Source organism: Micrococcus sp. KRD012, from assembly GCF_017168555.1.
Classification (GTDB): domain Bacteria; phylum Actinomycetota; class Actinomycetes; order Actinomycetales; family Micrococcaceae; genus Micrococcus; species Micrococcus luteus.
The window spans coordinates 290,275-316,282 of sequence record NZ_JABFBB010000007.1; the positions used below are offsets into that span (position 1 = coordinate 290,275).

Below are 26,008 nucleotides of genomic sequence, written 5' to 3' on the forward strand. Positions count from 1 at the left end.
GATCAGATGCGGGGGGCCGGTTGCGGGACGGGGGCGGCGGCGGAGACGCCGTCGTCGCGGACGGAGGCGTCGTCCTCGGCCACGAGCATCACGACGAGCGAGTCCGGCTGCACGCGGGCGTCGAGGGCGGTGATGACCCCGGTGGCGTCGCCGTCGAGCTGGGAGGGCATCGGCTCGGCGAACTCCACCTTCACGCGCTGCGCCTGCTCCGTGTGCATCACGGGGATGGAGCTGCGAGACCGGGTCACGGTCTTCACGGCGATCCGCGCCCAGTCGAGCGCGTGCCGGGGCGAGAGGACCATGACGTCGAGGAGGCCGTCGTCGAGCTTGGCCTGGGGCAGCAGCTCGACGCCGCCCGTGAGCATCCCGCAGTTGGCCACCATCACGGTGCGCACCTTGAACCGGCGGGGCTGACCGCCGTCGAGGGCCACGGTCACCTCGTGCCGCTTGCCGCGCAGGTGCCGTATGCCGGCCTCGCTGTAGGCCAGCCAGCCGGCCAGATCCTTCAGCTCATCCTTGGTGTCGCCCATGATGTCCGCGTCGTAGCCGGCGCCACCGATCACGGTGAAGGTCTGCCGGGTGACGCGCCCGTCCTCGTGCGTGAAGCGGACGTCCACGGTGTCGATGCGTCGCTGCCGGCCCCCCACGGCGATCCGCAGGCATTGCTCGACGTCGTTGATCGGCAGGTCCAGGTTGCGGGCCAGCAGGTTCCCGGTGCCCAGCGGCACCACGCCGAGGGCGACGTCGGTGCCGGCCAGCTGCTCGGCCACGGTGCGGACCGTGCCGTCGCCGCCCGCGGCGATCACGAGCCGGGCGCCGGCGCCGAGGGCCTGCCGCGCCATCGCGGTGCCGGGATCGTCCTCCTGGGTCTCGAGCACGAGCACCTCGCCGAGGCCCTCCGCCTCCGCGAGCCGCTCGAGCTCGCGCCGCACCTGGCCCGCGTTCGTCTTGATGGGGTTCAGCACCAGCGCGACCTCGTGGCGGCCCGTGCCGATGCCGGGCACCTTCTCCAGCCGGCGCTGCACGCCGCCCACCCGCGCGTCGAGGGCGTCCACCCGGAGACGCATCCGCTTGTGCTGCACGCCGAGGCGGACCTGGCGCGCCGCCAGCACCACCACGACGACGATCAGCACGGCCAGGAGCACCAGGGCGGCCAGCGCCATCCACCACTCGGGAGTCATGCCCCGAGTCTAGGCGTCGGCCCCGCCCGCTAGGCTGGCGCACGTGATCGACGTCAAGGACCTCATCGAGCAGCCCGAGAAGTACCGCGCCTCCCAGGAGGCGCGCGGGGAGGACGCGTCCCTCGTGGACCGCGTGGTCGAGGCGGACGCGGCCCGCCGCTCGTCCATCGCGGGCTTCGAGCAGCTGCGCGCGGAGCAGAAGGCCTTCGGCAAGCGCGTCGCCCAGGCGAAGGGCGAGGAGAAGCAGGCCCTGCTGGCCGAGGTGAAGGACCTGGCCGCGCGCGTGAAGGAGGCCGAGTCGGCCGCCGGCGCGGCCGAGGCCCGCCTCGCGGAGCTGCAGCGTGCCTTCCCGAACCTGATCGTCGACGGCGTCCCGGCCGGCGGCGAGGACGACTTCGTGGTCCTCAAGGAGGTCGGCACCCCGCGCGACTTCGCCGCCGAGGGCTTCGAGCCGCGCGACCACCTCGAGCTCGGCGAGCTGCTCGGGGCGATCGACATGGAGCGCGGCGCGAAGGTGTCCGGCGCCCGGTTCAGCTTCCTCAAGGGCGTGGGCGCGCGTCTCGAGCTCGCCCTGATGCAGCTGGGCCTGGACCTGGCCCTGGAGAACGGCTTCGTGCCGGTCATCCCGCCCACCCTGGTGCGTCCGGAGACCATGCAGGGCACCGGCTTCGACGTTGAGCACGACGACGAGATCTACCGCCTGGAGCGCGACGACCTGTATCTCGTGGGCACCTCCGAGGTGGCCCTGGCCGGCTACCACGCGGACGAGATCATGGACGTGAGCGCCCCCGTCCGGTACGCCGGCTGGTCCACGTGCTACCGGCGTGAGGCGGGCTCGGCGGGCAAGGACACCCGCGGCATCATCCGCGTGCACCAGTTCAACAAGCTGGAGATGTTCATCTACGCCGCACAGGAGGACGCGGAGGCGGAGCACGAGCGCCTGCTGGCGTGGGAGGAGCGGATGCTGGGCGCCATCGAGGTGCCGTACCGCGTGATCGACATCGCCGCCGGCGACCTCGGCCTCTCCGCCGCCCGCAAGTTCGACTGCGAGGCCTGGGTCCCCACGCAGGGCACCTATCGCGAGCTGACGTCCACCTCGAACTGCACCACGTTCCAGGCCCGCCGTCTCAACATCCGCGAGCGGGTCCGCACGGAGGACGGTTCCAAGGGCGGCACCCGCATGGTGGCCACGCTCAACGGCACCCTGGCCACCACCCGCTGGATCGTGGCGATCCTGGAGAACCACCAGAACGCGGACGGCTCGGTCACCGTGCCCGCCGCGCTGCGTCCCTACCTCGGCGGGATGGAGCGCTTCGAGCTGGTCTGAACGGACGACGTCGTCCCCCGCGGCGCCGGTCGCCTCGCCCGCCCGCCCCGCGGCGCCCCTGCGGCGCCCCTGCGGTTCACCCGCGCGTCGCCGTCGTGTCCGGGCCGTGTGGTTGGGTGGAGGTCATGACGAAGAAGCTCGTGTGCCTGGACGTGGACGGAACGATCGTGGACCATGACGGCCATCTGCATGAGCCCGTGCGCGCGGCCGTGCGGGCCGTGCTGGACGCCGGGCACCACGTGGTCATCGCGACGGGCCGCTCCCGCGCGGCCACCCTGCCCGTGGCCCGCTCCCTGGGGATCGGCGCCGGCTTCATGGTGTGCTCCAACGGCGGCGTCACGCTGCGCCTGGACCCCGAGCTGGAGGAGGGCTACGAGGTCACGGACCTGCGCACCTTCGACCCGCGCTCGGTCCTGACCCAGCTGCGCCACCGCCTGCCCAGCGCCAAGTACGCGCTCGAGCTGCCGGACGGCACCTTCCGCTCCACCGAGCGGTTCCAGGACATGTCCTTCGGCGTGGCCGCGGAGGGCGTCACGTTCGAGGAGCTCATGGACACCACGGCCGTGCGCCTCGTGGTGTTCTCCACGGACTCCTCCGCCGAGGAGTTCGGTCGCGCGGTGGAGGGCATCGGCCTGTCCGGCGTGACCTACTCCGTGGGCTGGACGGCGTGGCTCGACGTCGCCGCGGCGGGCGTGACCAAGGCCTCCGGGCTCGAGGCGCTGCGCACCGTGCTGAAGGTGGCCCCCGAGGACACCGTGGCCGTGGGCGACGGCCGCAACGACATCGAGATGCTGCGCTGGGCCGGCCGCGGCGTGGCCATGGGCCAGGCCGTGGAGGAGGTCGTGGCCGCCGCGGACGAGGTCACCGGGCACGTGGACGAGCACGGGCTCGCCACGGTGCTGCGCTCGCTCCTCGAGGAGCCGGCCGCGGCCTGAGCGGCGCGACCGGCCCGGGCCGCCGGGTCAGCCCCCCGCCAGCGTGAGCAGCCGCGCGGCGGCGGGGCGGCAGGCGTGCTCCTCGTTCCAGTAGGAGCGCTGCACCGCCTGCGAGACGGCCTGCGCCGTGATCCCGAGCGCGGCGGCCGCCGGCTTCTGCTGGCCGCGCACGCCGGGCACCAGCAGGTCCAGCACCGCCCACTCGGCGTCGGTCCGGGACCACACGAGCTGCCCGACGAGTCGCAGCACGGCCTCGGCCTCGGCGGCCGCCTCCTCGTCGCGGCCGCGCACGGCCAACGGGATCCGCGCGGTGGACACGGCCGCCGCCTCCACGGCCCGCCGCGCCGCCGCGAGACCGGGCCCGCCGGCGTCGTGCAGGTCCCCGGAGGCGGGCGCGCCCGCCGCACCGTCCGCGTGCGTCACCGTCCCGACGCCGACCCCCACGTTCCAGCGGCGCTGCCGCAGGGCGCGCAGCGCCACGTCCACGGCGACGCGCGGGTCCTCGACGGCGCCGATCAGCTCGTCGCCCACGGCGCGCTGGAACGGGAGCACGACGGCGTCGTCCAGCCCCGGCACGTCCTGGAGGGCGCGCAGGAACGTGTCCACGCGGTCGCCGGCGTCGAGGGTGTCCCGCTGGTTGATGGTGAGCACGAACATGGTCGTCGATTCTGCCAGCCCGCAGACGACGCCGGCCGCCCACCCCGAGGGGTGAGCGGCCGGCGTCGCGCGCGTGGGCGGTGCGGGGGTCAGCGGCCCTGGGGCTCGCCCTCCTCGGTGGCCGGCTGTGCCTCCTCGGTGTCCACGTCGCGCCCCTGGGGCTCGTCGGTCGGGGACTCCTCGCCCTCGGCGTTGAAGCGCTGGATGGAGGCCTCGAGCTCGGCCTCGGCCGCCGCGCGGCCCTCCCAGCCCTCGGCCTTGACCCACTTGCCCGGCTCCAGGTCCTTGTAGCGGGTGAAGAAGTGCTCGATCTCCTGCTTGAGGGACTCCTCCACGTGCTCGAGCTCGGTGATGTGGTCGTAGCGCTTGTCCGCCGGGACGCACAGCAGCTTGGCGTCGCCGCCGCCGTCGTCGGTCATGTTGAACACGCCGATCGGGCGGGCCTCGACGACGCAGCCCGGCACCAGGTCGAAGCCCGGCAGGTACACGAGGGCGTCCAGCGGGTCGCCGTCCTCGCCGAGGGTGTTCTCGAAGTAGCCGTAGTGCGTGGGGTACTGCATGGAGGTGAAGAGCACGCGGTCCAGGCGCAGGCGGCCGGTCTCGTGGTCGAACTCGTACTTCACGCGGGAGCCCGCGGGGATCTCGATGGTGACGTCGTGCGCCATGACTCTCCTTCGCACAGAGGGTGGGGTGTCCGGGCGGCGCGGCGCCGCCCGGCGGTGCTGCCGTCAGCCTACCGGGGGCGTCCGTCATGATGGACGCATGGGACAGGTGGACACGGGGCGCGCTGGGCGTCGGGATCGACGCACGGAACACCGCCGGAGCCGCTCGCTCCCCGCCGTCCTCCTGGCCGCGCTCGCGGCCGTCCTGGTCGCCTGCGGTCCCGTGACCGCGCCGACGGCCCCGTCGAGCGCGTCCGCCTCGACTTCGACCGCCGCGCCGACGTCGTCGTCCCCGTCCGCCGGCCCCACCGCGGCCGAGGTGGCGGCCGCCGTCGAGCCGGGGCTGGAGACGTCCCCGGGCACGGTCTCCGCCGAGTTCCGCGACCTGGCCACCGGCGAGGTGCTCTACGCGCGGGACGCGGACGAGCCCGTGGCCCCCGCGTCCTCGCTCAAGGTGCTCGCCGCCGCGGCCATCGTCTCCGCCCTGGGTCCTGAGACGACCCTGCAGACCACCGTGGTGGCCCAGCCCACCGCGGACGGCGCGGCCACCGAGCTGGTGCTCGTGGGCGGCGGCGACGTGCTGCTGGGCACGGGCGCCTCGGACTCGAAGGCCGTCTCCGGACGCGCGGGCCTGCGCACCCTCGCGGAGCGGACCGTGGCCGGGCTGGTCGAGGACGGCGTCACCGGGCGGGTGGTGGTCAGCACGGACCTGCGGCTCTTCGCGGACCGCACGGCCCTGAACCCGCGCTGGACGTCGGACATCCCGGAGAGCGGCAACATCGCGCCGGTGCAGCCGTTGGCCACCTACGGCGGCCGTGAGGCCCCTGGCACCGGGGAGGACCGCATCGAGGACCCGGCGCAGTTCGCCGCGCTCACCTTCCAGGCCGCGCTCGACGACGCGGTGGCCGCCTCCGGCGCCGACCTCGAGGTGGGTCTGCGGGACACGTTCCCGGCCACCGAGGTGCCGCGCGCCACGGTCCTCGCCGCCGCCCCCGTCGCGGCCGTGGAGTCCGCACCCGTGGGCCAGCAGGTCGCGTACCTGCTGGCCCACTCGGAGAACCAGGTGGTCGAGGCCCTGGCCCACACGGCCGCGCCCGCCACGGACCTGCCGGCCACCCACGAGGGCGCCACGCAGCTGCTGACGGCCACCGCCGAGGACCTCGGCGTGGACACCGCCGGGATGGCGCTCGTGGACTCCTCGGGCCTGTCCCCGGACAACCGCGTCAGCGCGGGCCAGCTGGCCGGCGTCGTGGCCGGGGTGGCCCGCACGCCCGCCCTGGGCACCGTGCTGGAGGGCCTGCCGCGGCCCGGCGAGGACTCCACCCTCGGCGACCGGTTCCCGGATGCCCCTGCGCGGCAGGCCGTGGCCGCGAAGACCGGCACGCTCGACCAGACGGTCTCCCTCACCGGCACCGTCACCACGACGTCCGGGCGGGTCCTCGCGTTCAGCATCATCTGCTCGGATCTGCAGTGGAAGCTGGAGCCCGCGCGCGCGGCGGTCGACGAGGCCGTCAGCGCCGTCGCCGGGCTCTGATCCGAGGTTCGGGGCCTGTGATCTGATGGAGCCCATGAGCGACGACCACGCGACCGACCGCCCCCGCGCCGCCGCGGACGCCGAGCCGGGCGCCCCCGCCGAGCCGGGCCCCGCCGTCGCCCACCCGGTGGACTGGGCCTTCGCAGCACGGACCGCCCGGTCCCTCGCCGCCGCCGGGCCCCGGTTCACGCCGCGCGAGGCGACGCGCGAGGCAGAAGGCCTGCGCGCCGCCGCGGAGGCCGCCGTGCCGCACGTCCACCGCCTGACCGGGCTCGAGGCGGCACGGGACCTGCGCGACTCGCAGGTGCTCGTGGTGGACCGCCCCACCTGGTCGCGCGCCGCCACCCAGTCCTTCGCCACGCTGCTGGACCCCACGTTCGCGCATCTGCGGGACACCCGGCCCCGCGAGCACGCCGCTGCCACCACCCGCGTCACCCGGCATGCCACCGCCCTGGAGATGGGCGGGATCCTCGCCTGGATGTCCGGGAGGATCCTCGGCCAGTACGACCCGTTCATCGCGCTGCCCGGCCCCGGGGGGACGGCGGGCGGCCCCGCCGGCGGACGCCTGCTGCTCGTGGCCCCGAACGTCGCGCAGGTGCGCGCGGAGATCAACGTGGACCCGGCGGACTTCCGCCTCTGGGTGTGCCTGCACGAGCAGACCCACCGCGTGCAGTTCGCGGCCGCGCCCTGGCTGCGCGAGCACCTGCGGGCCGAGATCACGGCGCTCACCGTCGGCCTGTTCGACAAGGCCGAGTCCCTGCCCGAGCGCCTGCGCACCGCGCTCGCGGCGGCGAACCCGCTGGGTCGGGAGGCCGACGCCGGCCGGACTGGGGCGCGGGACGGACACGACGCGCAGGACGCGGCCCCGGCCCGCCCCACGCCGGGCCTGCTCGGTGCGATCCAGGACGAGGAGGACCGGGAGCGCCTGTCCCGGCTGACGGCCGTGATGTCCCTGCTCGAGGGGCACGCGAACGTGGTGATGGACGGCGTCGACTCCTCCGTCGTGTCCTCCGTCAAGACCATCCGCCGCCGCTTCGACGAGCGCGGCGACCGCCGCTCGCCCCTGGACCGCATGCTCCGCCGCGTGCTGGGCATGGACGCGAAGATGGCCCAGTACCGCGACGGCCAGAGGTTCGTGGCCGCCGCCGTGGCCCAGCTCGGCATGGCCGGGTTCAACGTGGTCTGGGACGCCCCCGAGCTGCTGCCGAGCGAGGCCGAGCTCCACGCCCCCGAGACGTGGGTGGCGCGCATCCGTGCCCAGGCCTGAGGCGCGGGACCCGGGGCCGACGCCGGCGGGCGGGGCCGGCGGCCTGCCCGCGGTCGGCGCATGGCCGCCGCGCACCCGCTGGCCCGAGCCCCTGCACCGGGCCGTCGCGGCGGTGCGGGAGGCCCTCGCGGGCGACGGGTCCTGTCGCGCGGATGCCGGGCCGGGCCGGGCGGGGAATCGCCCCCGCGGGCTCGTCGCCCTCTCCGGCGGCGCCGACTCCCTCGCGCTCGCCGTGGCCTGCGCCGTCCTCGTGGGCACCCGGGACGGTGCGCGGCTCGGCCCGATCGGCGCGGCCGTGGTGGACCACGGGCTGCAGTCGGGCAGCGACGCGGTGGCAGCGGCCGCCGCCGACGTCGCCCGCATCCTCGGTCTGACCCCGGTCACCGTCACGCGGGTCGAGGTGGCCCGCACCGGCGACGGCCCCGAGGCCGACGCCCGGCGTGCCCGCCGGGAGGCCCTCGCCGCCGCCGCCCGGGACGCGGGGCAGGGGCGCGCCGCCGTCGTCCTCACCGCCCACACCGCCGACGACCAGGCGGAACAGGTCCTCCTCGGGCTCGCGCGCGGCTCCGGCACGCGGTCCCTCGCGGGGATCCCGGCGCGCGGGACGCTGCCGGGCGGGGCCGCCGTCGCCCGCCCGCTGCTGGGCCTGACCCGGGCGGACACCGAGACGATCTGCCGCTGGGCCGGGCTGACCTGGTTCGAGGACCCGCACAACCGCGATCCCGCGCTGCTGCGTTCGCGGGTCCGCACCCGCGTGCTGCCCGCACTCGAGGACCCCGACGCCGGCCTCGGCCCCGGCGTGCGGGCCGGGCTGGTGCGCACCGCGGCCATCGCGGCCGAGGACGCCGCGGCCCTCGAGGCATGGGCCGGCGCCGAGGTCACCCGGCTGCGCGTCGACCCGCCCGCCCGGGACCCGCGCGTCGTCTCCCTGGATCTGGACGCCCTGGCCGCGCTGCCCGCCGCCGTGCGCCACCGCGTGATCGCGCGCGCCGCCCGCGCCGCGGGAGGGCAGGCCCCGCCCCGCGAACGGATCCTCGCGGTGGACGCCCTCGTGACGGGCGCCCGCGCGGGGTGCACGTCGGCCGGTCCGGTGGAGCTGCCCGGCGGGGTGGCCGCGCATCGGGCGTGTGCCAGACTGGACCTCATCCCCTGCCTGCCCGGTCCCTGACTGCGGCCCGGCCCGGCATTCCCGCACGAGCACTCACCAGGAGCGGCGCATGGACGCACAGGATGTCCAGAACGATCTCACCCACGTCCTCATGTCCCGCGAGGACGTGCAGGACACGATCACGGACCTGGCCCGCCAGATCGACCGCGACTACGCGGACAAGGACCTGCTCATCGTCGCCGTGCTCAAGGGCGCCGTGATGGTGGTCGCCGACCTCACCCGCGCCCTGCACTCCCACGTGGAGCTGGACTTCATGGCGGTCTCCTCCTACGGCTCCGGCACCAAGTCCTCCGGCGTGGTGCGCATCCTCAAGGACCTCGACGCGGACCTCACGGGCCGGCACGTCCTGATCGTCGAGGACATCATCGACTCCGGCCTGACCCTGTCCTGGCTCAAGGCCAACCTGGAGTCCCGCGGCCCGGCCTCGGTCGAGATCTGCACCCTGCTGCGCAAGCCGGAGGCCATGAAGGTGGACATCGACGTGAAGTACGTCGGGCGGGACATCCCCAACGAGTTCGTGGTGGGCTACGGCCTGGACTACGCGGAGAAGTACCGCAACCTGGACTTCGTGGGCACGCTCGCCCCGCACGTGTACAGCTGACCGGGGGCCCGGCGTGGCCCGGCGTGGCCGACCTGTCACGCGTGGTGTCGCTCTGATGCCGGATCTCCGCCCCATTCCGACTCCTTGCGTGACAGGCCGCCGGCGTCCCCGAGGTGACGGCGCACCTCCACGATCACGCGCGTGAATCCGCGGCGAGCGTCGGAGGAGGACACGGTGATGTTCCGGTAGCCCCGTCGCTCGAAGGCCGCGTTGCGCTGCACGTCGCGGTCGATCTGGCGATCCGCGCCGTGGTGGCCGCCGTCGTAGTGCAGGGCCACTCTCGCCTGCCGATAGCCCAGGTCCGCCGTCGCGGGGTGGTGCAGGGAGAACTCCGGGTCCCAGACCTCGAGCTGCAGTGCGGGCTCGGGGAGCCCGGCGGCCCTCAGCGCGAGCCGCAGCCGCGTCTCCTTCGGCGAGTGCGCCCCCACCCGGACCAGTGTGGCGGTGGTGCGGAGCCGTCGTCGTCGGTTGTGCGCGGACGGGCTCGCTTCGGCCGCCTGGGCCAGGGCCGCCCGGGTCCGCTCGGCGGCGTCCGGGCCGCCGGACAGCTGCGCCCGGCGGACGAGATGGTCGCCGAGGATGACGAGCTCGTCGTCGTCGAGCAGGGCCGAGAGGTCGACCCAGAGACGGGGCGGGGCGGTGACGTACCAGGCCAGGCCGCCGATCCGCACGCGCTCCACGTCCGCGGGCGGGAGCGCTGTTCGGTGGGAGGTGACGCCGGGGAGGGAGAGCTGGCCACGGTCTCGCGGGCGGCTCACGTGGACGTCGTCCCCCGCGTCCAGTCGCTCCGGCAGCCAGATCTCCCGGGCGCGGGCCGCGGTCTGGTGCGACACCACCGTGGTGGCGCGGTGCCGGGCGAGTCGCAGCAGGAGCTCGTGTTGGGTGGCCGAGAGCGGGGTGCTCCACCGGTAGGGGGAGGAGCCGGCCACGGGGCGTTCGACGGCGGCCGGGGTGGCCTCACGCCGGCGGTAGAGGCCCCGGGCGAGGCGTTCGACGTCGGAGCGACGCAGCCGGTTGCGGTCGATGCCGGCGGCCCTCGCCTGCGCGGCGGTGAAGGGACCGTCAGGCAAGGCCGCGGGAAGCGGGGCGGGGCGACGCATGGTGCCAGCCGTGCCAGCCTGGCGTGGTGGGGCGGGCGGCGTCCTGGGCCGCCGTCGGCCTGGGGAGGGATGCGGGTGCACGGGGGCCTGTGCAGGCGGGGACGCAGGGCGCGGCCGCAGCGCCGGCTGACCGCCCGCGCCCTGTCCACCTGACGCGAACAGTCAGCGGACACCCGGGCCGGGCCGGTACCGTGGGGGCTTGACCCGGGCGCGACGTCGGCCCTGCGCCGTCCCCGGCCGCACGGCGGCCGCCCCGGGCAGCCCGGCCCCCGCGGCAGACCAGGAGACACTCGGACCGTGAAGAAGCTGTTCAACAAGCCCTACGTCTGGATCCTGCTGGGCCTGCTGGTCCTCGCCGTCGCGATCCCGCTGACCACGTCGCAGAGCGGCCGCACCATGGTGGACACCAACGTGGGCATGGCCCTGCTGAAGGACGACAAGGCCGCGCAGGCCCGCGTGGTGGACGGGGACCAGCGCGTGGACCTCACCCTGCGTGAGCCCTACAAGCAGGACGACCGGGACCTCGGCAAGGAGGTCTACTTCTACTTCGCCAGCGCGCGCGCCACGGACGTGGTCACCGCGGTGGACGACTCGGCCCTGGACGGCTACACGGACGAGCCGGTGCGGAGCAACTGGTTCCTCTCGCTGCTCGGCTTCATGGTCCCGTTCCTGCTCATCGCACTGCTGTTCTGGTTCCTGATGTCCCGCATGCAGGGCGGCGGCGGCAAGGTCATGCAGTTCGGCAAGTCCCGCGCCAAGCTGATCAACAAGGACAACCCGGACGTGCTGTTCAAGGACGTCGCGGGCGCGGACGAGGCCGTGGAGGAGCTCCAGGAGATCAAGGAGTTCCTCACCGTGCCGGACCGCTTCCGCGCGGTGGGCGCCAAGATCCCCAAGGGCGTGCTGCTCTACGGCCCGCCCGGCACGGGCAAGACCCTCCTGGCCAAGGCCGTGGCCGGTGAGGCCGGCGTGCCGTTCTACTCGATCTCCGGCTCGGACTTCGTGGAGATGTTCGTGGGCGTCGGCGCCTCGCGCGTGCGCGACCTCTTCGAGCAGGCCAAGTCCAACGCCCCCGCCATCATCTTCGTGGACGAGATCGACGCCGTCGGCCGGCACCGCGGCGCAGGCATCGGCGGCGGCAACGACGAGCGCGAGCAGACCCTGAACCAGATGCTCGTGGAGATGGACGGCTTCGACGCCTCCACGAACGTCATCATGATCGCCGCGACCAACCGCCCGGACGTCCTGGACCCGGCGCTGCTGCGCCCGGGCCGCTTCGACCGCCAGATCCCCGTGGACGCCCCGGACCTCGAGGGCCGCGCCAAGATCCTCGAGGTGCACGCGCAGGGCAAGCCGATCGCCCTGGACGTGGACCTGCGCTCCCTGGCCAAGCGCACCCCCGGCTACACGGGTGCGGACCTGGCCAACGTGATCAACGAGGCCGCGCTGCTCACGGCGCGCTCGAACAACAACGTGATCGACAACCACGCCCTGGACGAGGCCGTGGACCGCGTGATGGCCGGCCCGCAGAAGCGCACCCGCCTGATGAACGAGCACGAGCGCAAGGTCACCGCCTACCACGAGGGCGGCCACGCGCTCGTGGCGGCCGGCCTGCGCAACTCCGCCCCGGTCACCAAGATCACGATCCTGCCCCGCGGCCGCGCCCTGGGCTACACGATGGTGGTCCCGGAGGACGACAAGTACTCCGTCACCCGCAACGAGCTCCTGGACCAGCTCGCGTACGCGATGGGCGGGCGCGTGGCGGAGGAGATCGTGTTCAAGGACCCGTCCACGGGCGCCGCGAACGACATCCAGAAGGCCACGGACACGGCCCGCAAGATGGTCACCGAGTACGGCATGTCCGCCAAGGTGGGCGCCGTCAAGCTCGGCGGCGGCAGCTCCGAGCCCTTCGTGGGCGGTGCCCCCGGCGGCTCCTCCCGCGAGTACTCCGAGGAGCTCGCGTACCTGGTGGACGCCGAGGTCCGCACCCTGCTGGACCAGGCCCACGCCGAGGCCCACTGGGTGCTCACGGAGAACCGGGACGTCCTGGACCGGCTGGCCTACGAGCTGCTGGAGAAGGAGACGCTGACCCAGGAGGCCATCGCCGCCATCTTCGCGGACGTCCGCAAGCGGCCCGAGCGCGGCGTGTGGCTGGCCTCGGACGACCGGCTCCCGCAGGACATCCCGCCGGTCCTCTCCCCCTCCGAGCGCCGCTCGCGCCACGACGGCGGGGAGCAGACCCCCGTCGGCGTCGAGGGCACCACGGTGCCGGTGCGTCCGGAGGGTGCGCCGCCGTCGTCGCTGGGCGGGGACGCGGCCGGCCCCGGCCTGCCGCCGCACGGCGGTCCGAGCAACACGCCGGGCCCCGGCGAGGGACCGACCTTTTGACCGCGCAGGAGACCCGCATGACAGCCCACACCCCCGACGACGCCGTCCCCGGCACGTTCGACCCGGACTCGACCGCGGTGGACCGGCCGCGCATCGAGGCGGCGGTGCGGGAGATCCTGCTGGCGATCGGTGAGGACCCGGACCGCGAGGGCCTGGCGGACACCCCGGCGCGGGTGGCCAAGGCGTACGCGGAGTTCTTCGCGGGCCTGCACCAGAGCCCGGACCAGGTGCTCGGCACCACGTTCGACATCGCGCACGAGGAGCTCGTGCTGGTGAAGGACATCCCGTTCTACTCGACCTGTGAGCACCACCTGGTGCCGTTCCACGGCACCGCGCACATCGGCTACATACCCTCCGCCGAGGGCCGCGTGACGGGGCTGTCCAAGCTGGCCCGTCTCGTGGAGCTGTACGCGCGGCGTCCGCAGGTGCAGGAGCGGCTGACCACGCAGGTGGTGGAGGCGCTCATGGAGCACCTGGCCCCGCGCGGGGCGATCGTGGTGGTGGAGGCCGAGCACATGTGCATGTCCATGCGCGGCGTGCGCAAGCCGGGCGCGAAGACCGTCACCTCGGCGGTGCGCGGCCAGCTGCGGGATCCGTCCACGCGCTCGGAGGCGATGAGCCTCATCATGCACGGCTGAGGACCACCGACGGCGGAGGAGGACACGTGGACGAGAGCATCGACGCGGCGGCGCGGGAGGCGAACCGCGCCCTGCTGGGGCGGCTGCCCGCGGACCGGACCCTGGTCATGGGCATCCTCAACGTCACCCCTGACTCGTTCTCGGACGGCGGGGAGCACGCCACCGTCCGCGCGGCCGTCGAGCACGCCCGGCGCATGGTCGCGGACGGCGCGGACATCGTGGACGTGGGCGGGGAGTCCACCCGCCCCGGGGCCCGCGCCGTGCCGCCGGCCGAGGAGCAGGAGCGCATCCTGCCCGTGATCGAGGCGCTGCTGGCCGAGGACGTCGTCCTCTCCGTGGACACGCGCCACACCGCCACCGCCCGGGCCGCCCTGGCGCTGGGGCCGGTGATCGTCAACGACGTCTCCGGCCTCGCCCACGAGCCGGAGATGCCGGCGCTGATCGCCGCGTCGGGCGCGCCCTACATCCTCATGCACAACCGCGGGAACCCGCAGACCATGGACGGGCTGGCCGTCTACGAGGACACCGTCCCGGACGTCGTGTGCGAGCTGCGGGACGTGGCCGGCCGCTTCCTCGCCGCGGGCGTCGAGCCCGCGCAGCTGATCGTCGACCCGGGCCTGGGCTTCGCGAAGGCCGGCGAGCAGAACTGGGAGCTGCTGCGCGGCCTCGAGTGGCTCCGCGCCATGGGCCACCCGGTGCTCGTCGCCGCCTCGCGCAAGCGGTTCCTGGGCACGCTGCTGGCGGACGACGACGGCACCCCGGCCCCGCCCGCCGTGCGCGACGCCGCCACCGCGGCCATCTCCGCCCTCGCCGCCGCCCAGGGCGCGTGGGGCGTGCGCGTGCACGACGTGCGCGCCAGCGCCGACGCCGTCCGCGCCGCCGCCGCCTGGGTCGGGGCGCACGCCCCGGGTGAGCCCGTCTCCGAGGACGTGCTGCCGTGAGCGCCCGGGACCGCATCCGCCTGGCCGGGCTGTCCGCCGTCGGGCACCACGGGGTCTTCGACCACGAGCGCCGGGACGGGCAGCCGTTCGTCACGGACGTCGTCCTCCACCTCGACGCCGGCCCCGCCGCGGCCGGCGACGACCTCGCCCGCACCGCCAACTACGCCGGGGTCGCGGACACGGTGGTCCGCCTGGTCACCGGGGAGCCGGTGGACCTGATCGAGACCCTCGCCGACCGGATCGCCCGCGCCGTCCTCGCCGAGCAGCCCGTGGTGACCGCCGTCGAGGTCACCGTGCACAAGCCGCAGGCGCCCATCCCGCACGACTTCGCGGACGCCGCCGTCACCGTGCACCGCACCCGGGAGGGCCTCGCGTGAGCACCGTCGACTGGACGCACCCGGCCGAGGGCCCCGCGCCCGTCCCCGAGCTGGGCGCCCGCCCGGACGCGCCCGTCCCGGCCGTGCTGGCCCTCGGCGCCAACCTGCGCGAGCCCGCGCAGACGCTCGACGCCGCCGTCGCCGCCCTGTCCGCGCTGCCGCACATCACGGACGTCCGGGCCTCGCCCCGGGCCGTCACCGCGCCCGTGGGCGGGCCGCCGGGGCAGCCCGACTACCTCAACCAGGTGGTCACCCTGCGCACGGACCTCGCGCCGTGGGAGCTGCTCGCGGTGGCGCACCGGCTCGAGCAGGACCACCATCGGCGGCGTGAGGTCCGCTGGGGCGCGCGCACCCTGGACGTGGACGTGATCGCCTACGGAGACGTGCGCAGCGACCACCCGGACCTCACCCTGCCGCACCCCCGCGCGGCCGAGCGGGCCTTCGTGCTGCTGCCGTGGCTGTGGCTCGACGCGGACGCCACGCTCGCCGGCACGCCCGTCGCCGACCTCGCCGCCGTCGCCGCGGACGCCCCCGGGGTGCGCCGTCAGGAGCCCGAGCGGCACCGGCTGCTGGCCGGCACCGACGACGTCGCCCCGCTCCGTCCGGCACGCCCGGACGCCCTCGGGAGGGAGGCCACGTGATCGCGCTGCGCTCCGGGTGGACCCTGCTCGTGGTGCTGGTGGCCGCCGTGCTCGGCTGGCTGGCCGGGCTCGCCGCGCCGTCCCTGGGCTGGCCGGCGCCCGTGGTGGGCCGCGGCGGCCTGATCACCGTGGCCGCGGTCTCCGTGCTGTGCCTCGCGCTGGGCTGGCGGGTGCGCCGCGACCGGGAGAAGCCCGCCGCCGCGCGGATGGACCCGCTCGCCGCGGCCCGCACCCTCGTGCTCGGCCAGGCCTCCGGCTTCGCGGGAGCGGCCCTCGGCGGGTGGCACGCCGGGGTGGCGGTGCAGGTGCTGCTGCGGGCCGGCGTGGAGGCACCGACCGTGCGGGAGGCCGCCCTGCAGGCCGTCGGCGGTCTCGTCCTGCTGGTGGTGGGGCTGATCGTCGAACGGTGGTGCCGGATCCCGCCTGAGGAGGATGCGCCCGAGGGCGGTCGTGGGCAGGATGGGTCCCCGGGCCGACCGGCCCGTCCCGAGACCGAAGGAGGGTATGCCCGTGCCCGGCATTGACCTGAGCGGCGTGGCCTTCACGCCGGCCTCGCCGCGGCTGACCACGGTGAAGCTCATCGCCACGACCATCGGCCACCTGATCTGGCTCGCCGCGTTCTCCGTGCCGCTGATCCTCAAGCTCACCGGCCCGTGGGCGGGGATGGCCGCGTGGGTCGCGTGGGGGCTGCCGGCCGTCGTCGTCGTGTCCTGGATCGTGGACCTGATCCTGATCCCGCGGCGCGTGCGCGCGATGGGCTGGGCCGAGCGCGAGGACGACGTCCTGTGGCGCGAGGGCATCCTGTTCCGCAGCGTGCACGCGGTGCCGTACGGCCGCCTGCAGTACGTGGACGTCTCGGACGGTCCGCTGCTGCGCCGGGTCGGGCTGCAGACCCTCACCCTGAAGACCGCCGCCGCGGGCGGGGACGTCACCCTGGAGGGCGTGCCCCGCGAGAGGGCCGAGGAGCTGCGCGAAGTCCTCATGGCGCGCGGCCAGGCGCGGCTGGCGGGCCTGTGAGCGCGGCCGCCCCGCCCCCCGCCGACGACGCCGGCTGGGTCCGCGTCCACCCCGCCTCGCCCTGGGTGCGGGGCTGGACCTTCCTGCTGCTGATCCTGTTCTTCGCGGGCCGCAACGCGGTGGAGGACTTCGCGGCGGGCCGGCTCAGCGGGGAGGACGCCCCGGGCGGCGGCGACGGCAGCCTGCTCGTGGCCGGCGGCATCCTGCTGGGGGTCACCCTGCTGATCAGCCTCGTGTTCTTCTTCTCCTGGTGGTTCACCCGGTTCCGCTGCGGGGAGGACCGGATCGAGCTGCGCCAGGGCTGGCTCTTCCGCAGCCGCCGGCAGATGCGCTACGACCGCATCCAGGCGGTGGACCTGCAGCACCCCCTCGTGGCCCGGCTGCTCGGGCTGGCCACAGTGAAGGTCGAGGCGGCCGACGGCGGCGAGTCCGCGCTCGAGCTGTCCTTCCTGCGCCGCGCCGAGGCCGAAGCGGTGCGCCGGGAGATCCTGGACCGCGCGTCGGGGATGCTCGGGGGAGCCGGGGCGAACGCGTCCGCGCCGGAGCGCGTGGCCGAGCCCGGCCTCCCCGACGCCGACGCCGCGGACGCCGGCGAACTCATGCTGCAGGTGCCCGCGGGGCGGCTCCTCGGCTCCGTCCTGCTCTCCGGAGGCGTGCTGGGGGTGCTGGCCGGGTCCCTGATCTGGCTGGCCGGCCTCGCCCTCGTGGTCGCGCTGCTGCCCGAGGCGGTGCTGGACGAGGGGGAGACCCTGACCGGGATCGGCGCGGCCGCGTCCCTGCCCGCCCTGTTCTCCGTGGCCGGCGTCGCGTGGTCCCGGTTGAACGCCGGCTGGGGTTTCCAGGTGCGCCGCTCCACCGACGGGCTGCGACTGCGGCACGGGCTCACCGAGACCACCCACCAGACCGTCCCGCCGGGGCGGGTGCAGGGGGTGACCGTCTCCCAGCCCCTGTTCTGGCGGCCCTTCGGCTGGTATCGGGTGAACATGGCGGTGGCCGGGTACCTGCAGGAGTCCGACGGCGCCCGGGACGTCGCGCTGCCCGTCGGCCCGTGGGAGGACGTGCTCCGCGTCCTCACGGTCGTGGCCCCGGACCCGGGCCTGGACGGCGATCCGCGCGCCGCGCAGGGGCTGACCCCCGCCGGGCTCATGCACCTCGGCGTGCACGGCACCGGCACGGAGGGCGGCTTCCAGCACGTGCCGCGGCGCGGCAGGTGGTGGTTCAACTGGTTCGCCTGGCGGCGGATCGGCTTCACGACGACGCGGTCCCTGCTGGTGGTGCGCAGCGGCTGGTTGAACCGCCGGCTGCAGACCCTCCAGCACGAGCGCGTGCAGGCGGCCGAGCTGGTGCAGGGGCCGGTGCAGCGGCGCCTGGGCCTGGCCACGGTGCGCGTGTGGGTCGCGGGGGCGAACGCCGTGGTCCGCGACCTCGACGAGGACGTGGCCGTGGACCTGTACGCCCGGGAGGCACGGCACGCGGCCGTCTCACGTCGCCTCGCCGACCGCGACCAGTGGATGCGCCCGGAGGAGCTGGCCCGCTTCGAGCAGCGCACGCGCGAGGTCGCGGCCACCGAGGTGGGCCGCCGCGAACTGGCGCGGGCCGGCGTCGGCGGCGGCGTCGTCGTCGGGGAGGAGAGCGGGGCAGACGTCCCCGCCGTGCGCGGCGAGGAGGAGCGATGACCGGCGGACTCGACCTGAGCCTGGACCCGCATGACCCGGCGCAGCGGCCCGGGCGGCTGGGCGTCGGCGTGGTGAGCGCGGGTCGAGTGGGGGCCGTGCTGGGCTCGGCGCTGCGGGCTGCAGGCCACACGATCACGGGCGTGCACGCCGTCTCCGAGGCCTCGCGGGACCGCGCGGAGATGCTCCTGCCGGGCGTGCCCGTCCTGGAGATCCCCGAGATCCTGCGCCGCTCCGAGATGGTCGTCTTCGCCGTCCCGGACGACGCGCTGGGCGAGCTCGTGGCCGGCCTGGCCGCCGCGGGCCACGTGCAGACCGGCCACCTGCTCGTGCACACCTCCGGCCGCTACGGGGTGGGGGTGATGGAGCCGGTGCGCGCGCACGGGGCGATCCCCCTGGCGATCCACCCGGCCATGACGTTCACGGGGCTGAGCCTCGACGTCGCCCGGCTGCAGGACTGCGTGTTCGGCGTGACCGCGGACCCCGTGGTGCTGCCCGTGGCCCAGGCGCTCGTGGTGGAGATGGGCGGCGAGCCCGTGGTCGTGAAGGAGGCCGACCGGGCGGCCTACCACCTGGCGCTGTCCCACGGGTCGAACCACCTGGTGACGCTGACGGCGCAGGCCCGCCAGATCCTGGAGACGATCGGGGTGGCCGACCCGGAGCGGGTGCTGCGCTCACTGATGACCGCCGCGCTGGAGAACGCGCTCACGGACGGCGACGGCGCCCTCACCGGCCCCGTGGCCCGCGGTGACGTCGACACGCTGCGGACCCACCGCGAGACCCTCGGCGAGCTCGAGGCCGGGGGATTGCCCCCGGACGTGCGGGCCGTGTGGGAGACCCTCGCCCGCGCGACGACCGACCGCGCCGAGACCCGCGGCACCCTGCGCGCGGACACGGCGGCGCGGCTGCGAGAGGTCCTCGACGACTCCGACGACCCCCACGACGACTGACCGACCCCCCGCCGCCACCCCGCTTTCGTTCGGGAAACGGCGGGTCCCGGGCCGTTTTCGTTCGGGAAACGGCGGGTCCCAGGCCGTTTTCGTTCGGGAAACGGCGGGTCCGGCGGCGTTCGCGTCGCTGGGACGAGACCCCGGGACCGCGCCCCGGCCGTCAGAGGCGCCCGTCGCGGATGGCGGCGACGACGCCGTCTGCCGCGTCCTCGATCTGCCGGTACATCTCCTCGAACTGCGGCCGCGGACACCCGTACGGATCGGGGACCTCGCGTACCCCGGCGCTGTCCGCATCCGGCGCGAACTCGCCCATCAGGTGGATCCGGTCCCGCTGCTCGTCCGTGGTCGCGAGCCGCCGCGCGTCGGCGAGGTTGGCCTCGTCCATCACCAGGATCAGGTCGGCCTCGTCCACGAGGTCGGCGGACAGCTGCACCCCCACCGTCGGGAACTCGTACCCCAGTTCCCCGCCGACCTCGCGGGTGAGGTGATGCGGCCGGGCGCCCACGTGCTCGTCGGACGTGCCGGCGGAGGTGACCTCGACGTCGTGGAGACCGGCCTCCGCGAGCTTGCGGTTCAGCACGGCCTCGGCGGCGGGCGAGCGGCAGATGTTCCCCAGGCAGACGGTCATGATGCGCATGGGGACAGTGTCTCAAGTCCGGGCGAGGGCGGCGGACGACGACGGCCCGCACGCTCGGCTCGTCGCCGGCGGGGCGGCATCGGGTGCGTCCACGAGTGCTCCCGCTGGGGGATCGCAGGCCTCCGGCGGTGTGTCCCCCCGGTTCCTCGCCGTTTCTCGAACGAAAGCGCTGCGACACGCCGCCGTTTCTCGAACGAAAGCGCGGCCGGCGCCGCCCGTTCCGGCGACGGCGGCACCGGACGCGACTGGCAGGATGGAGGCCATGACCGACCAGCCCGAGATGAGCCCCCTGACCGAGCCCGAGCGGGAGTGGGTGCGCGTCCGTCGCGACTTCGCCGCGCAGGAGGGCGTGGACCACCTGGACCTGGACGCGGTCGCCGCCTACTACGACGCCGTGCTGGCCCGCTCGCAGGCCGAGGCCGAGGAGCTGGAGCCCGAGGAGCTGGCGGTGCTGCTGGACGTCGTCGCGGTGCTGCTCGGCGAGCATCTGGGCGCGCGCCACGGCATGCAGTGGGTGACGGTCGCGGACGAGGAGGGGCCCGCCCTCGCGCTGCGGGACACCCTCTCGGACGCCGTCGTCTTCCCGCAGCCGGTGGTCGGCCAGAGCTGGAACCACCAGGCCACGGGGGAGTGGATGGGCGGGTACGTCGACTGGCTCGGCGAGCAGCTCCAGCAGATCCGGGCCGACGCCGGCATGCGGCCCGGCGCCTGAGGCGCGGCGGGCACCGGGGCGGCCCGCCGTCGAGGCCACCACCACGCCGCCCTCCGTGTTGCCCGGATCACGTGCGGGCCGATAGAAACGAATGCATGACCTCCACCCCCGCCACCCCCTTCCACGACCTCGACGCCTTCACCGCCCTGCCGCGCGTCGCCGGTCTCACGCTCAGCCCGGACGGCGCCCGCCTGGTGACCACCGTCGCCACCCGGGACGCGAAGGGCACCGGCTACGCCACCGCCCTCTGGGGCCCACCGCCTGACCCGCTCCCGCGAGGGCGAGGCCGGCGCACAGTTCGCCGCGGACGGCACCCTCTTCTTCACCTCCGCCCGCCCCGAGCTCTTCGTCCTCGAGCCCGGCCCGGACCCGCAGGGCGAGCCCGCCACGGACGCCGACGCCGCCGAGCCCGGCCCCGCCGCCTCCGGCCTGGCCCCCGAGGCCGACGACGTGGCGCACCACCTGCGCCACGTCTCCGGATTCCCGCGCTCCCACGCGTTCGGGATCGGCGCGCAGGTGGCCCCGGACGGCTCGTTCCTGCTCACCACGGCCGCCACCGCCGAGGCCCGCGGCAACGTGCGGGAGGGCACGGTGGTGCGCGTGGACCTGGCCACGGGCGAGCACCGCGTCCTGCACGACGTCCCCGGTGAGGACGTGGCCGTCGGCCCCGTCAGCCATGACGGCACGCGCGCCGTCGTCGTCCGCACCCCCGACTCCACCCCGCACTCCGCCGTGCGCCCGCGCCTGTACGTGATGGACACGGCCACGGGCCAGACCACGCCCCTGGCCCACGGCTGGGACCGCTGGGCCGACGTCGTCGCGTGGCTGCCGGACGACTCCGCGGTGATCGCGCTCGCGGACTCGGAGGGTCGCCGCCCGGTGTTCCGCATCGAGGTGGCCACCGGCGCCGTCGCGCAGGTGACCCGGGAGGACGAGGCGTGGACCGACGTCGTGCTCTCCCCGGACGGGGCCACGGCCTACGGCGTCCGCTCCTCCTACCTGTTCCCGCCGGAGGTGGCGCGGATCGACCTGGCCACGGGTGAGACCACGCGCCTGCCGAACCCCGTGGAGCGCCCCGCGATCCCGGGCACGCTCGAGGACGTGGAGACCGTCGCCGAGGACGGCACGCGCGTGCGCGGCTGGCTCGTGCTCCCCGAGGGGGAGGCGCCGGCCGGCGGCCACCCGCTGCTGCTGTGGATCCACGGCGGGCCGCTGGGCTCGTGGAACGCGTGGAGCTGGCGCTGGACCCCGTGGATCATGGCGGCGCGCGGCTACGCGGTGCTGCTGCCGGACCCGGCGCTGTCCACGGGCTACGGCCAGGACTTCATCGAACGCGGCTGGGGTCGCTGGGGTCAGGCGCCCTACACGGACCTGATGGCGCTCACGGACGCCGTCGTGGCGCGTGAGGACGTCGACGGCGACCGCACCGCCGCCATGGGCGGCTCGTTCGGCGGCTACATGGCGAACTGGGTGGCCGGGCACACCGATCGGTTCCGGTGCGTGGTCACGCACGCCTCGCTGTGGGCGCTGGACGGCTTCGGCCCGACGACGGACGCCGCGTTCTACTGGGCCCGCGAGATGGACGAGCAGATGCAGCAGGAGAACTCTCCGCACCGGTTCGTGGGCGAGATCGTCTCCCCGATGCTCGTCATCCACGGCGACAAGGATTACCGCGTGCCGATCGGCGAGGGGCTGCGCCTGTGGTCGGACCTGCTGGCGAAGTCCGGGCGGCCGGCCGCCGCGGACGGCACCACCGACCACCGGTTCCTCTACTTCCCCCACGAGAACCACTGGATCCTCGCCCCGCAGCACGCGAAGGTCTGGTACGAGGTCGTCCTCGGCTTCCTGGGCGAGCACGTCCTCGGCGACGGCGCCCCGTCGGCCCCGGAGACGCTGGGACTGACGCGGCCGTCGTCGACGGCGGGCTGAGCCGCCGGGCCCGGCGCCGCGCATCGTGACGGGCGGCTGAACCTCTCGGATCAGCCCCCGTCACCGGCTGTTCACCGGGCGGGCCGGCTGTGGCCGGTGGGGGGCCACCCGGTCGACACCCGGATCTGGCCCACTGGAGCGGTCATCCCCCTCCCGGAAAGGACCGTTCCATGACCTCCGTCCGTCGTCACGCCGCCCGCGGCCTCGTGGCCCTCGCCGCCGCCGTCGCCGTCAGCGCCCCGCTGGCCGCCCCGGCCGCCGCCGCCCCCGCCGCACCGACGACCCCGGCCGCAGCGCAGTCCGTCACGGGCAAGCCCGTGGTGCGCCCCGACGTCGTGGGTCACCGTGGTGCCTCCGGCTACCGCCCCGAGCACACCCTGGCCGCCTACGAGTTGGCCGCCGCCCAGGGCGCGGATGTGATCGAGCCGGACCTGGTCTCCACCAAGGACGGCGTGCTCGTGGTCCGCCACGAGAACCTGATCGACGGCACCACGGACGTCGCCCAGCGGCCCGAGTTCGCGGACCGCAAGACCACCAAGGTCGTCGACGGCGTGGCCCTCACCGGCTGGTTCACCGAGGACTTCACCCTCGCCGAGCTCAAGACCCTGCGCGCCAAGGAGCGCCTGCCGCAGGTCCGCCCCGAGTCCGCGTCCTACGACGGCCGGTACCAGGTGCCCACCTTCGAGGAGGTGCTCGAGCTGCGGGAGCGCCTCTCTGCCCGGTACGGCCGCGAGATCGGCGTCATCCCCGAGATCAAGCACCCCACCTACTTCGACTCCATCGGCCTGTCCATGGAGGAGCGCGTCGTCGAGCTGCTCGACGAGTACGGCCTGAACAAGCGCAACGCCCCCGCCACCGTGCAGTCCTTCGAGCTCGCCAACCTGCGCGATCTCAACGAGAACCTCGGCCTCAAGGCCGAGACGGTGTTCCTCTCCAGCGTCACCGGCGCGCCCTATGACTCCGTGGCCGCCGGCGACGGGCTCCGCGACTACGACTTCTACGAGACCGCCGCGGGCATGCGCGAGGTCCGCGCGGCCGGCGTCGACACGCTCGGCCCGGCCTTCGCGCAGATCATCACCAAGGAGAAGGACGGCTCGATGGGCGAGGAGACCGCGTTCGTCTCCCTCGCCCACCGCGCGGGCCTTGAGGTGGTGCCGTACACCTTCCGCGCCGAGAACCAGTTCCTCTACACGGAGTTCCGCTCCTCCACGGACCCGAACGCGCGGGGCGACATGGTCGGCATGATCCAGCCGTTCCTCGACGCCGGCATCGACGGCTTCTTCACCGACCACCCCGACCTCGGCGTGCAGGCCGTGGACACCTGGATGCAGGGCAAGAAGGAGCACCCGGGCCGGGGCGTCGGCAAGACCGCCCAGCGGGGCCTGAAGGTGCGCTGACCCCGTCCCGACCGGAGACGATCCCGGCGGACCCGAGGTCTTCCGGCAGGGTCCCTGCGGTGCTTACCTTGGCGCTCAAGACCGGTGGACCCGGTGACGTGGACGGCCAGAAGGGCCGGCCATGAGGGACGCCGACCCGGACGAAGGAAGGCACAGCATGACGACGAACACGCCGAAGAACGCCCACGGCTCCTCAGCCGAGGGCCGTGACGCCAAGGACCAGGCGAAGGGCAAGGCCCAGCAGGCCGCGGGCGAGGCCCAGGGCCAGGCGAAGGCCGTGGCCCACGACGCCAAGGACAAGGCCCAGGACCTCGCGGCCACCGCCAAGCACGAGGCCGGCCAGGTGAAGGACGAGGCCGCTGACCAGGTGCAGTCGCTGGTCGGCTCCGCCCAGGAGCAGGTCGGCGCGCAGGTGCAGACCCAGCAGGAGCGGCTCGCGGGCCAGGTGCGCAGCTACACCGACGACCTGCACCGCGTGGTCTCCGGTGAGCAGCCGCAGACCGATTTGGTGCGCCAGGGCGTCGCCTCGGTGGCGGACCGTGCCGAGGCCCTGACCCAGCGCCTGGAGACCGCTTCCCCGCAGGACCTGCTGCAGGACGTGCGCGGCTTCGCCGCTCGCCGTCCGGGCACGTTCCTGGCCCTCGCCCTGGGCGCCGGGCTGGTGGCCGGTCGACTGACGCGCGGCATCCGCGACGCCGCCCAGCCCGACTCCACCGCCTCCACCTCGCCGCGCCGTCACGAGACCCGTCCGGACGCGGTGCACGCGGACGTGACTCCGCACCACCTGGACTCGCAGGCCCCGGCCTACTCGAGCGATTCGCTCTCCCAGGCCGACGGCCGCGTCGCGGACGGCGCCGGGCCCCGCCGCGCGGCCGGCGTCGGGGACGTCCCGTACGGCACGCAGGCACCGGTCCAGCAGGGCCTGACCGCCGAGCGGCCGTTCGACCAGACCCGGCCCGGGGGTGACGCATGAGCACCGCCCACGAACCGTTCCGCGACGCGACGCCGCACTCCGGCGCGCACACCCCGCCGCCCACGCAGGCGGAGTTCCGCGCCGAGCACGAGAGCCTCGGCGAGATGTTCCAGAGCCTGTCGGCCAAGCTGTCGACGCTGGTCAGCCAGGAGATCGCCCTGGCCAAGGCCGAGGCCACCGAGTCCGCGAAGAAGGCCGGCAAGGGGGCAGGCCTGCTGGCCGGCGCCGCCGTCGGCGGCTTCTTCCTGCTGATGTTCCTGTCCCTCGCCCTGATGCACCTGCTCGACGTGTTCCTGCCGATCGGCTGGGCCGCGCTGATCGTGGCCGTGCTGTGGGGCGTCGTGGCGGCCGTGCTGGCCGTGCAGGGCAAGAAGGACATCGAGAAGATCAAGGGTCTGCCGCAGACCCAGGAGACGCTTCAGGAGATCCCCGAGACCCTGAACCCCGCGAAGGAGACGCGATGACCACGAGCAACAACCCCGATGAGATCCGCGCCGACATCGAGCGTACGCGCCGCGAGCTCGGCCAGGACGTGGACGCCCTCGCCGAGAAGGTGAGCCCCACGAAGGCCGTGTCCCGGCAGACCAACCGCATCAAGGACGGCTTCATCCACGCGAAGGAGAACATCATGGGCTCCCCGGAGCAGCACCGCCACGAGCCCTCGCTGGGCGATCGCGCCCACGGGGTGATCGACGACGCCCGGGCCTCCGCGTACGACGCTGCCGGCCAGGCCCAGGACCGCCTGGGCGATGCCGGCGACCGCGTGTCCGAGTGGGCCGACGACGCCCAGCTCGCCCTGCAGCAGGCCCCGGCTCAGCTGCGCGGCCGCACCGCGGGCAACCCGCTGGCCGCCGGGCTGATCGCCTTCGGCGCCGGCCTGCTGCTCAGCTCGCTGATCCCCGCCTCACGCGTGGAGCAGCGCGCCGCGGAGGGCCTCAAGGAGCAGGCCGCCCCGCTGGTGGACGAGGCCAAGCAGGCCGCCCAGCAGCTGCGCGAGGACCTCGAGCCCGCCGCCCGCGAGGCCGCCGGGAGCGTGAAGGAGTCGGCTGCCGAGGCCGCTTCCCACCTCAAGGAGCAGGGCACGGACACGGCGCAGGACCTCAAGGCGGAGTCCCAGGACGCCGCCCGCCAGGTGAAGGACACCGCGAAGGACGCCTGAGCCCGACCCGAGCACGACGCCGGCCGGTCCCGTTGACGGGACTGGCCGGCGTCGCGCGTGGTGGGGCCGAATCCGGCCCGCGGCTCAGGCCTTGGACCAGATGCGCGTGGTGAGGCGGAAGTCCTCCCCGAGGCCCCGTGCCTA

At 74.7% G+C, this 26,008-nt stretch carries 25 protein-coding genes and 1 pseudogene; 21 read left to right on the forward strand and 5 right to left on the reverse strand.

Annotated features, from left to right (window positions below; genetic code table 11):
- Window positions 1-2: 2 nt before the first annotated feature.
- A complete protein-coding gene (locus J1M37_RS04685) occupies window positions 3-1,181 on the reverse strand; it encodes a diacylglycerol/lipid kinase family protein (RefSeq protein ID WP_206452195.1) in 1,179 nt (392 codons plus the stop codon).
- A 43-nt stretch (window positions 1,182-1,224) separates the two neighbouring features.
- Between J1M37_RS04685 and serS the strand changes: the two genes are divergently transcribed.
- Both serS and J1M37_RS04695 read left to right on the forward strand, forming a co-directional pair.
- Window positions 1,225-2,508 carry a serine--tRNA ligase gene (serS, locus tag J1M37_RS04690; RefSeq protein WP_002858254.1) on the forward strand — a complete coding sequence of 428 codons (1,284 nt, stop codon included), beginning with the start codon at window positions 1,225-1,227 and terminating at the stop codon, window positions 2,506-2,508.
- A 125-nt stretch (window positions 2,509-2,633) separates the two neighbouring features.
- Window positions 2,634-3,443, forward strand: coding sequence for an HAD family hydrolase (locus tag J1M37_RS04695; protein ID WP_044659867.1), 810 nt, complete (start codon window positions 2,634-2,636; stop codon window positions 3,441-3,443).
- Window positions 3,444-3,470: 27 nt separating this feature from the next.
- Here the strand turns inward: J1M37_RS04695 and J1M37_RS04700 are convergent, their stop codons facing one another.
- Together J1M37_RS04700 and J1M37_RS04705 are read right to left on the reverse strand one after the other, a co-directional pair.
- On the reverse strand, window positions 3,471-4,100 hold the full coding sequence (locus J1M37_RS04700; protein WP_036337173.1) for a hypothetical protein: 630 nt from the start codon (window positions 4,098-4,100) through the stop codon (window positions 3,471-3,473).
- 89 nt (window positions 4,101-4,189) lie between these two features.
- Window positions 4,190-4,765 carry an inorganic diphosphatase gene (locus tag J1M37_RS04705; RefSeq protein WP_206452196.1) on the reverse strand — a complete coding sequence of 192 codons (576 nt, stop codon included), beginning with the start codon at window positions 4,763-4,765 and terminating at the stop codon, window positions 4,190-4,192.
- 220 nt (window positions 4,766-4,985) lie between these two features.
- On the opposite strand from J1M37_RS04705, the gene dacB reads away from it, so the two are divergent.
- Genes dacB through hpt form a run of 4 tightly spaced genes read left to right on the forward strand, consistent with a single transcriptional unit; the run spans window position 4,986 to window position 9,332 of the window.
- The gene (gene dacB / locus J1M37_RS04710) at window positions 4,986-6,296 is read left to right on the forward strand and encodes a D-alanyl-D-alanine carboxypeptidase/D-alanyl-D-alanine endopeptidase (protein WP_223247494.1); all 1,311 of its coding nucleotides are present in this window, start codon (window positions 4,986-4,988) and stop codon (window positions 6,294-6,296) included.
- Between the two features lie 34 nt (window positions 6,297-6,330).
- Entirely contained in the window at window positions 6,331-7,563 is a 1,233-nt protein-coding gene (locus tag J1M37_RS04715) for a zinc-dependent metalloprotease (RefSeq protein WP_069941983.1), read from the forward strand.
- A complete protein-coding gene (gene tilS / locus J1M37_RS04720) occupies window positions 7,550-8,731 on the forward strand; it encodes a tRNA lysidine(34) synthetase TilS (protein WP_102708240.1) in 1,182 nt (393 codons plus the stop codon). Before J1M37_RS04715 ends, tilS begins: the two co-directional genes overlap by 14 nt.
- Before the next feature lie 49 nt (window positions 8,732-8,780).
- Window positions 8,781-9,332 (forward strand): hypoxanthine phosphoribosyltransferase, encoded by a 552-nt coding sequence (gene hpt, locus J1M37_RS04725; protein WP_002858265.1) that lies wholly within the window; start codon window positions 8,781-8,783, stop codon window positions 9,330-9,332.
- A 35-nt stretch (window positions 9,333-9,367) separates the two neighbouring features.
- On the opposite strand, the gene J1M37_RS04730 is transcribed toward hpt, so the two are convergent.
- Window positions 9,368-10,402 carry a type IV toxin-antitoxin system AbiEi family antitoxin domain-containing protein gene (locus J1M37_RS04730; RefSeq protein WP_241250829.1) on the reverse strand — a complete coding sequence of 345 codons (1,035 nt, stop codon included), beginning with the start codon at window positions 10,400-10,402 and terminating at the stop codon, window positions 9,368-9,370.
- 327 nt (window positions 10,403-10,729) lie between these two features.
- On the opposite strand from J1M37_RS04730, the gene ftsH reads away from it, so the two are divergent.
- The 9 genes from ftsH to J1M37_RS04775 are packed head-to-tail and all read left to right on the forward strand — an operon-like array spanning window position 10,730 to window position 19,057.
- Window positions 10,730-12,820, forward strand: a complete 2,091-nt coding sequence (gene ftsH / locus J1M37_RS04735) for an ATP-dependent zinc metalloprotease FtsH (RefSeq protein WP_098093871.1) — start codon at window positions 10,730-10,732, stop codon at window positions 12,818-12,820.
- Window positions 12,821-12,837: 17 nt separating this feature from the next.
- The gene (gene folE, locus J1M37_RS04740) at window positions 12,838-13,458 is read left to right on the forward strand and encodes a GTP cyclohydrolase I FolE (protein ID WP_020625291.1); all 621 of its coding nucleotides are present in this window, start codon (window positions 12,838-12,840) and stop codon (window positions 13,456-13,458) included.
- Between the two features lie 26 nt (window positions 13,459-13,484).
- A complete protein-coding gene (gene folP, locus J1M37_RS04745) occupies window positions 13,485-14,399 on the forward strand; it encodes a dihydropteroate synthase (RefSeq protein ID WP_206452198.1) in 915 nt (304 codons plus the stop codon).
- On the forward strand, window positions 14,396-14,776 hold the full coding sequence (gene folB, locus J1M37_RS04750; RefSeq protein ID WP_206452199.1) for a dihydroneopterin aldolase: 381 nt from the start codon (window positions 14,396-14,398) through the stop codon (window positions 14,774-14,776). The genes folP and folB overlap by 4 nt, the downstream gene beginning before the upstream one ends.
- Window positions 14,773-15,417 carry a 2-amino-4-hydroxy-6-hydroxymethyldihydropteridine diphosphokinase gene (gene folK, locus J1M37_RS04755; protein ID WP_206452200.1) on the forward strand — a complete coding sequence of 215 codons (645 nt, stop codon included), beginning with the start codon at window positions 14,773-14,775 and terminating at the stop codon, window positions 15,415-15,417. The genes folB and folK overlap by 4 nt, the downstream gene beginning before the upstream one ends.
- Window positions 15,414-15,941 carry a DUF3180 domain-containing protein gene (locus J1M37_RS04760; protein ID WP_020625295.1) on the forward strand — a complete coding sequence of 176 codons (528 nt, stop codon included), beginning with the start codon at window positions 15,414-15,416 and terminating at the stop codon, window positions 15,939-15,941. The genes folK and J1M37_RS04760 overlap by 4 nt, the downstream gene beginning before the upstream one ends.
- Window positions 15,922-16,434: a PH domain-containing protein gene (locus J1M37_RS04765; protein WP_078025980.1), complete on the forward strand. Its 513-nt coding sequence runs from the start codon at window positions 15,922-15,924 to the stop codon at window positions 16,432-16,434. Before J1M37_RS04760 ends, J1M37_RS04765 begins: the two co-directional genes overlap by 20 nt.
- Window positions 16,431-18,110, forward strand: a complete 1,680-nt coding sequence (locus J1M37_RS04770; RefSeq protein ID WP_206452201.1) for a PH domain-containing protein — start codon at window positions 16,431-16,433, stop codon at window positions 18,108-18,110. Before J1M37_RS04765 ends, J1M37_RS04770 begins: the two co-directional genes overlap by 4 nt.
- Window positions 18,107-19,057 (forward strand): Rossmann-like and DUF2520 domain-containing protein, encoded by a 951-nt coding sequence (locus J1M37_RS04775; protein WP_061866861.1) that lies wholly within the window; start codon window positions 18,107-18,109, stop codon window positions 19,055-19,057. The genes J1M37_RS04770 and J1M37_RS04775 overlap by 4 nt, the downstream gene beginning before the upstream one ends.
- A 160-nt stretch (window positions 19,058-19,217) precedes the next feature.
- On the opposite strand, the gene J1M37_RS04780 is transcribed toward J1M37_RS04775, so the two are convergent.
- Window positions 19,218-19,694 carry a low molecular weight protein-tyrosine-phosphatase gene (locus J1M37_RS04780; RefSeq protein ID WP_206452202.1) on the reverse strand — a complete coding sequence of 159 codons (477 nt, stop codon included), beginning with the start codon at window positions 19,692-19,694 and terminating at the stop codon, window positions 19,218-19,220.
- A 262-nt stretch (window positions 19,695-19,956) separates the two neighbouring features.
- Here J1M37_RS04780 and J1M37_RS04785 point away from each other — a divergent pair, with 262 nt between their 5' ends.
- The 6 genes and pseudogenes from J1M37_RS04785 to J1M37_RS04810 all read left to right on the forward strand — a co-directional run bounded on the left by J1M37_RS04785 (window position 19,957) and on the right by J1M37_RS04810 (window position 25,864).
- Window positions 19,957-20,406 (forward strand): DUF3806 domain-containing protein, encoded by a 450-nt coding sequence (locus J1M37_RS04785; RefSeq protein WP_206452203.1) that lies wholly within the window; start codon window positions 19,957-19,959, stop codon window positions 20,404-20,406.
- 95 nt (window positions 20,407-20,501) lie between these two features.
- Window positions 20,502-22,335: pseudogene (locus J1M37_RS04790) on the forward strand (S9 family peptidase).
- A gap of 170 nt (window positions 22,336-22,505) precedes the next feature.
- On the forward strand, window positions 22,506-23,732 hold the full coding sequence (locus J1M37_RS04795) for a glycerophosphodiester phosphodiesterase (RefSeq protein WP_049146623.1): 1,227 nt from the start codon (window positions 22,506-22,508) through the stop codon (window positions 23,730-23,732).
- Between the two features lie 157 nt (window positions 23,733-23,889).
- The gene (locus J1M37_RS04800) at window positions 23,890-24,705 is read left to right on the forward strand and encodes a CsbD family protein (RefSeq protein ID WP_020625303.1); all 816 of its coding nucleotides are present in this window, start codon (window positions 23,890-23,892) and stop codon (window positions 24,703-24,705) included.
- Window positions 24,702-25,169 carry a phage holin family protein gene (locus J1M37_RS04805; protein WP_036314802.1) on the forward strand — a complete coding sequence of 156 codons (468 nt, stop codon included), beginning with the start codon at window positions 24,702-24,704 and terminating at the stop codon, window positions 25,167-25,169. The genes J1M37_RS04800 and J1M37_RS04805 overlap by 4 nt, the downstream gene beginning before the upstream one ends.
- A complete protein-coding gene (locus tag J1M37_RS04810) occupies window positions 25,166-25,864 on the forward strand; it encodes a DUF3618 domain-containing protein (RefSeq protein ID WP_036338457.1) in 699 nt (232 codons plus the stop codon). Before J1M37_RS04805 ends, J1M37_RS04810 begins: the two co-directional genes overlap by 4 nt.
- Window positions 25,865-26,008 lie beyond the last annotated feature (144 nt).

Excerpts from the sequence above, each read along its gene's own strand:
- J1M37_RS04685 (WP_206452195.1), bottom strand. The coding sequence starts at position 1,181 with ATGACTCCCGAGTGGTGGATGGCGCTGGCCGCCCTGGTGCTCCTGGCC.
- J1M37_RS04695 (WP_044659867.1), top strand. The coding sequence starts at position 2,634 with ATGACGAAGAAGCTCGTGTGCCTGGACGTGGACGGAACGATCGTGGAC.
- J1M37_RS04700 (WP_036337173.1), bottom strand. The coding sequence starts at position 4,100 with ATGTTCGTGCTCACCATCAACCAGCGGGACACCCTCGACGCCGGCGAC.
- J1M37_RS04705 (WP_206452196.1), bottom strand. The coding sequence starts at position 4,765 with ATGGCGCACGACGTCACCATCGAGATCCCCGCGGGCTCCCGCGTGAAG.
- J1M37_RS04715 (WP_069941983.1), top strand. The coding sequence starts at position 6,331 with ATGAGCGACGACCACGCGACCGACCGCCCCCGCGCCGCCGCGGACGCC.
- hpt (WP_002858265.1), top strand. The coding sequence starts at position 8,781 with ATGGACGCACAGGATGTCCAGAACGATCTCACCCACGTCCTCATGTCC.
- folE (WP_020625291.1), top strand. The coding sequence starts at position 12,838 with ATGACAGCCCACACCCCCGACGACGCCGTCCCCGGCACGTTCGACCCG.
- J1M37_RS04765 (WP_078025980.1), top strand. The coding sequence starts at position 15,922 with ATGCCCGTGCCCGGCATTGACCTGAGCGGCGTGGCCTTCACGCCGGCC.
- J1M37_RS04775 (WP_061866861.1), top strand. The coding sequence starts at position 18,107 with ATGACCGGCGGACTCGACCTGAGCCTGGACCCGCATGACCCGGCGCAG.
- J1M37_RS04780 (WP_206452202.1), bottom strand. The coding sequence starts at position 19,694 with ATGCGCATCATGACCGTCTGCCTGGGGAACATCTGCCGCTCGCCCGCC.
- J1M37_RS04785 (WP_206452203.1), top strand. The coding sequence starts at position 19,957 with ATGACCGACCAGCCCGAGATGAGCCCCCTGACCGAGCCCGAGCGGGAG.
- J1M37_RS04795 (WP_049146623.1), top strand. The coding sequence starts at position 22,506 with ATGACCTCCGTCCGTCGTCACGCCGCCCGCGGCCTCGTGGCCCTCGCC.
- J1M37_RS04800 (WP_020625303.1), top strand. The coding sequence starts at position 23,890 with ATGACGACGAACACGCCGAAGAACGCCCACGGCTCCTCAGCCGAGGGC.
- J1M37_RS04805 (WP_036314802.1), top strand. The coding sequence starts at position 24,702 with ATGAGCACCGCCCACGAACCGTTCCGCGACGCGACGCCGCACTCCGGC.
- J1M37_RS04810 (WP_036338457.1), top strand. The coding sequence starts at position 25,166 with ATGACCACGAGCAACAACCCCGATGAGATCCGCGCCGACATCGAGCGT.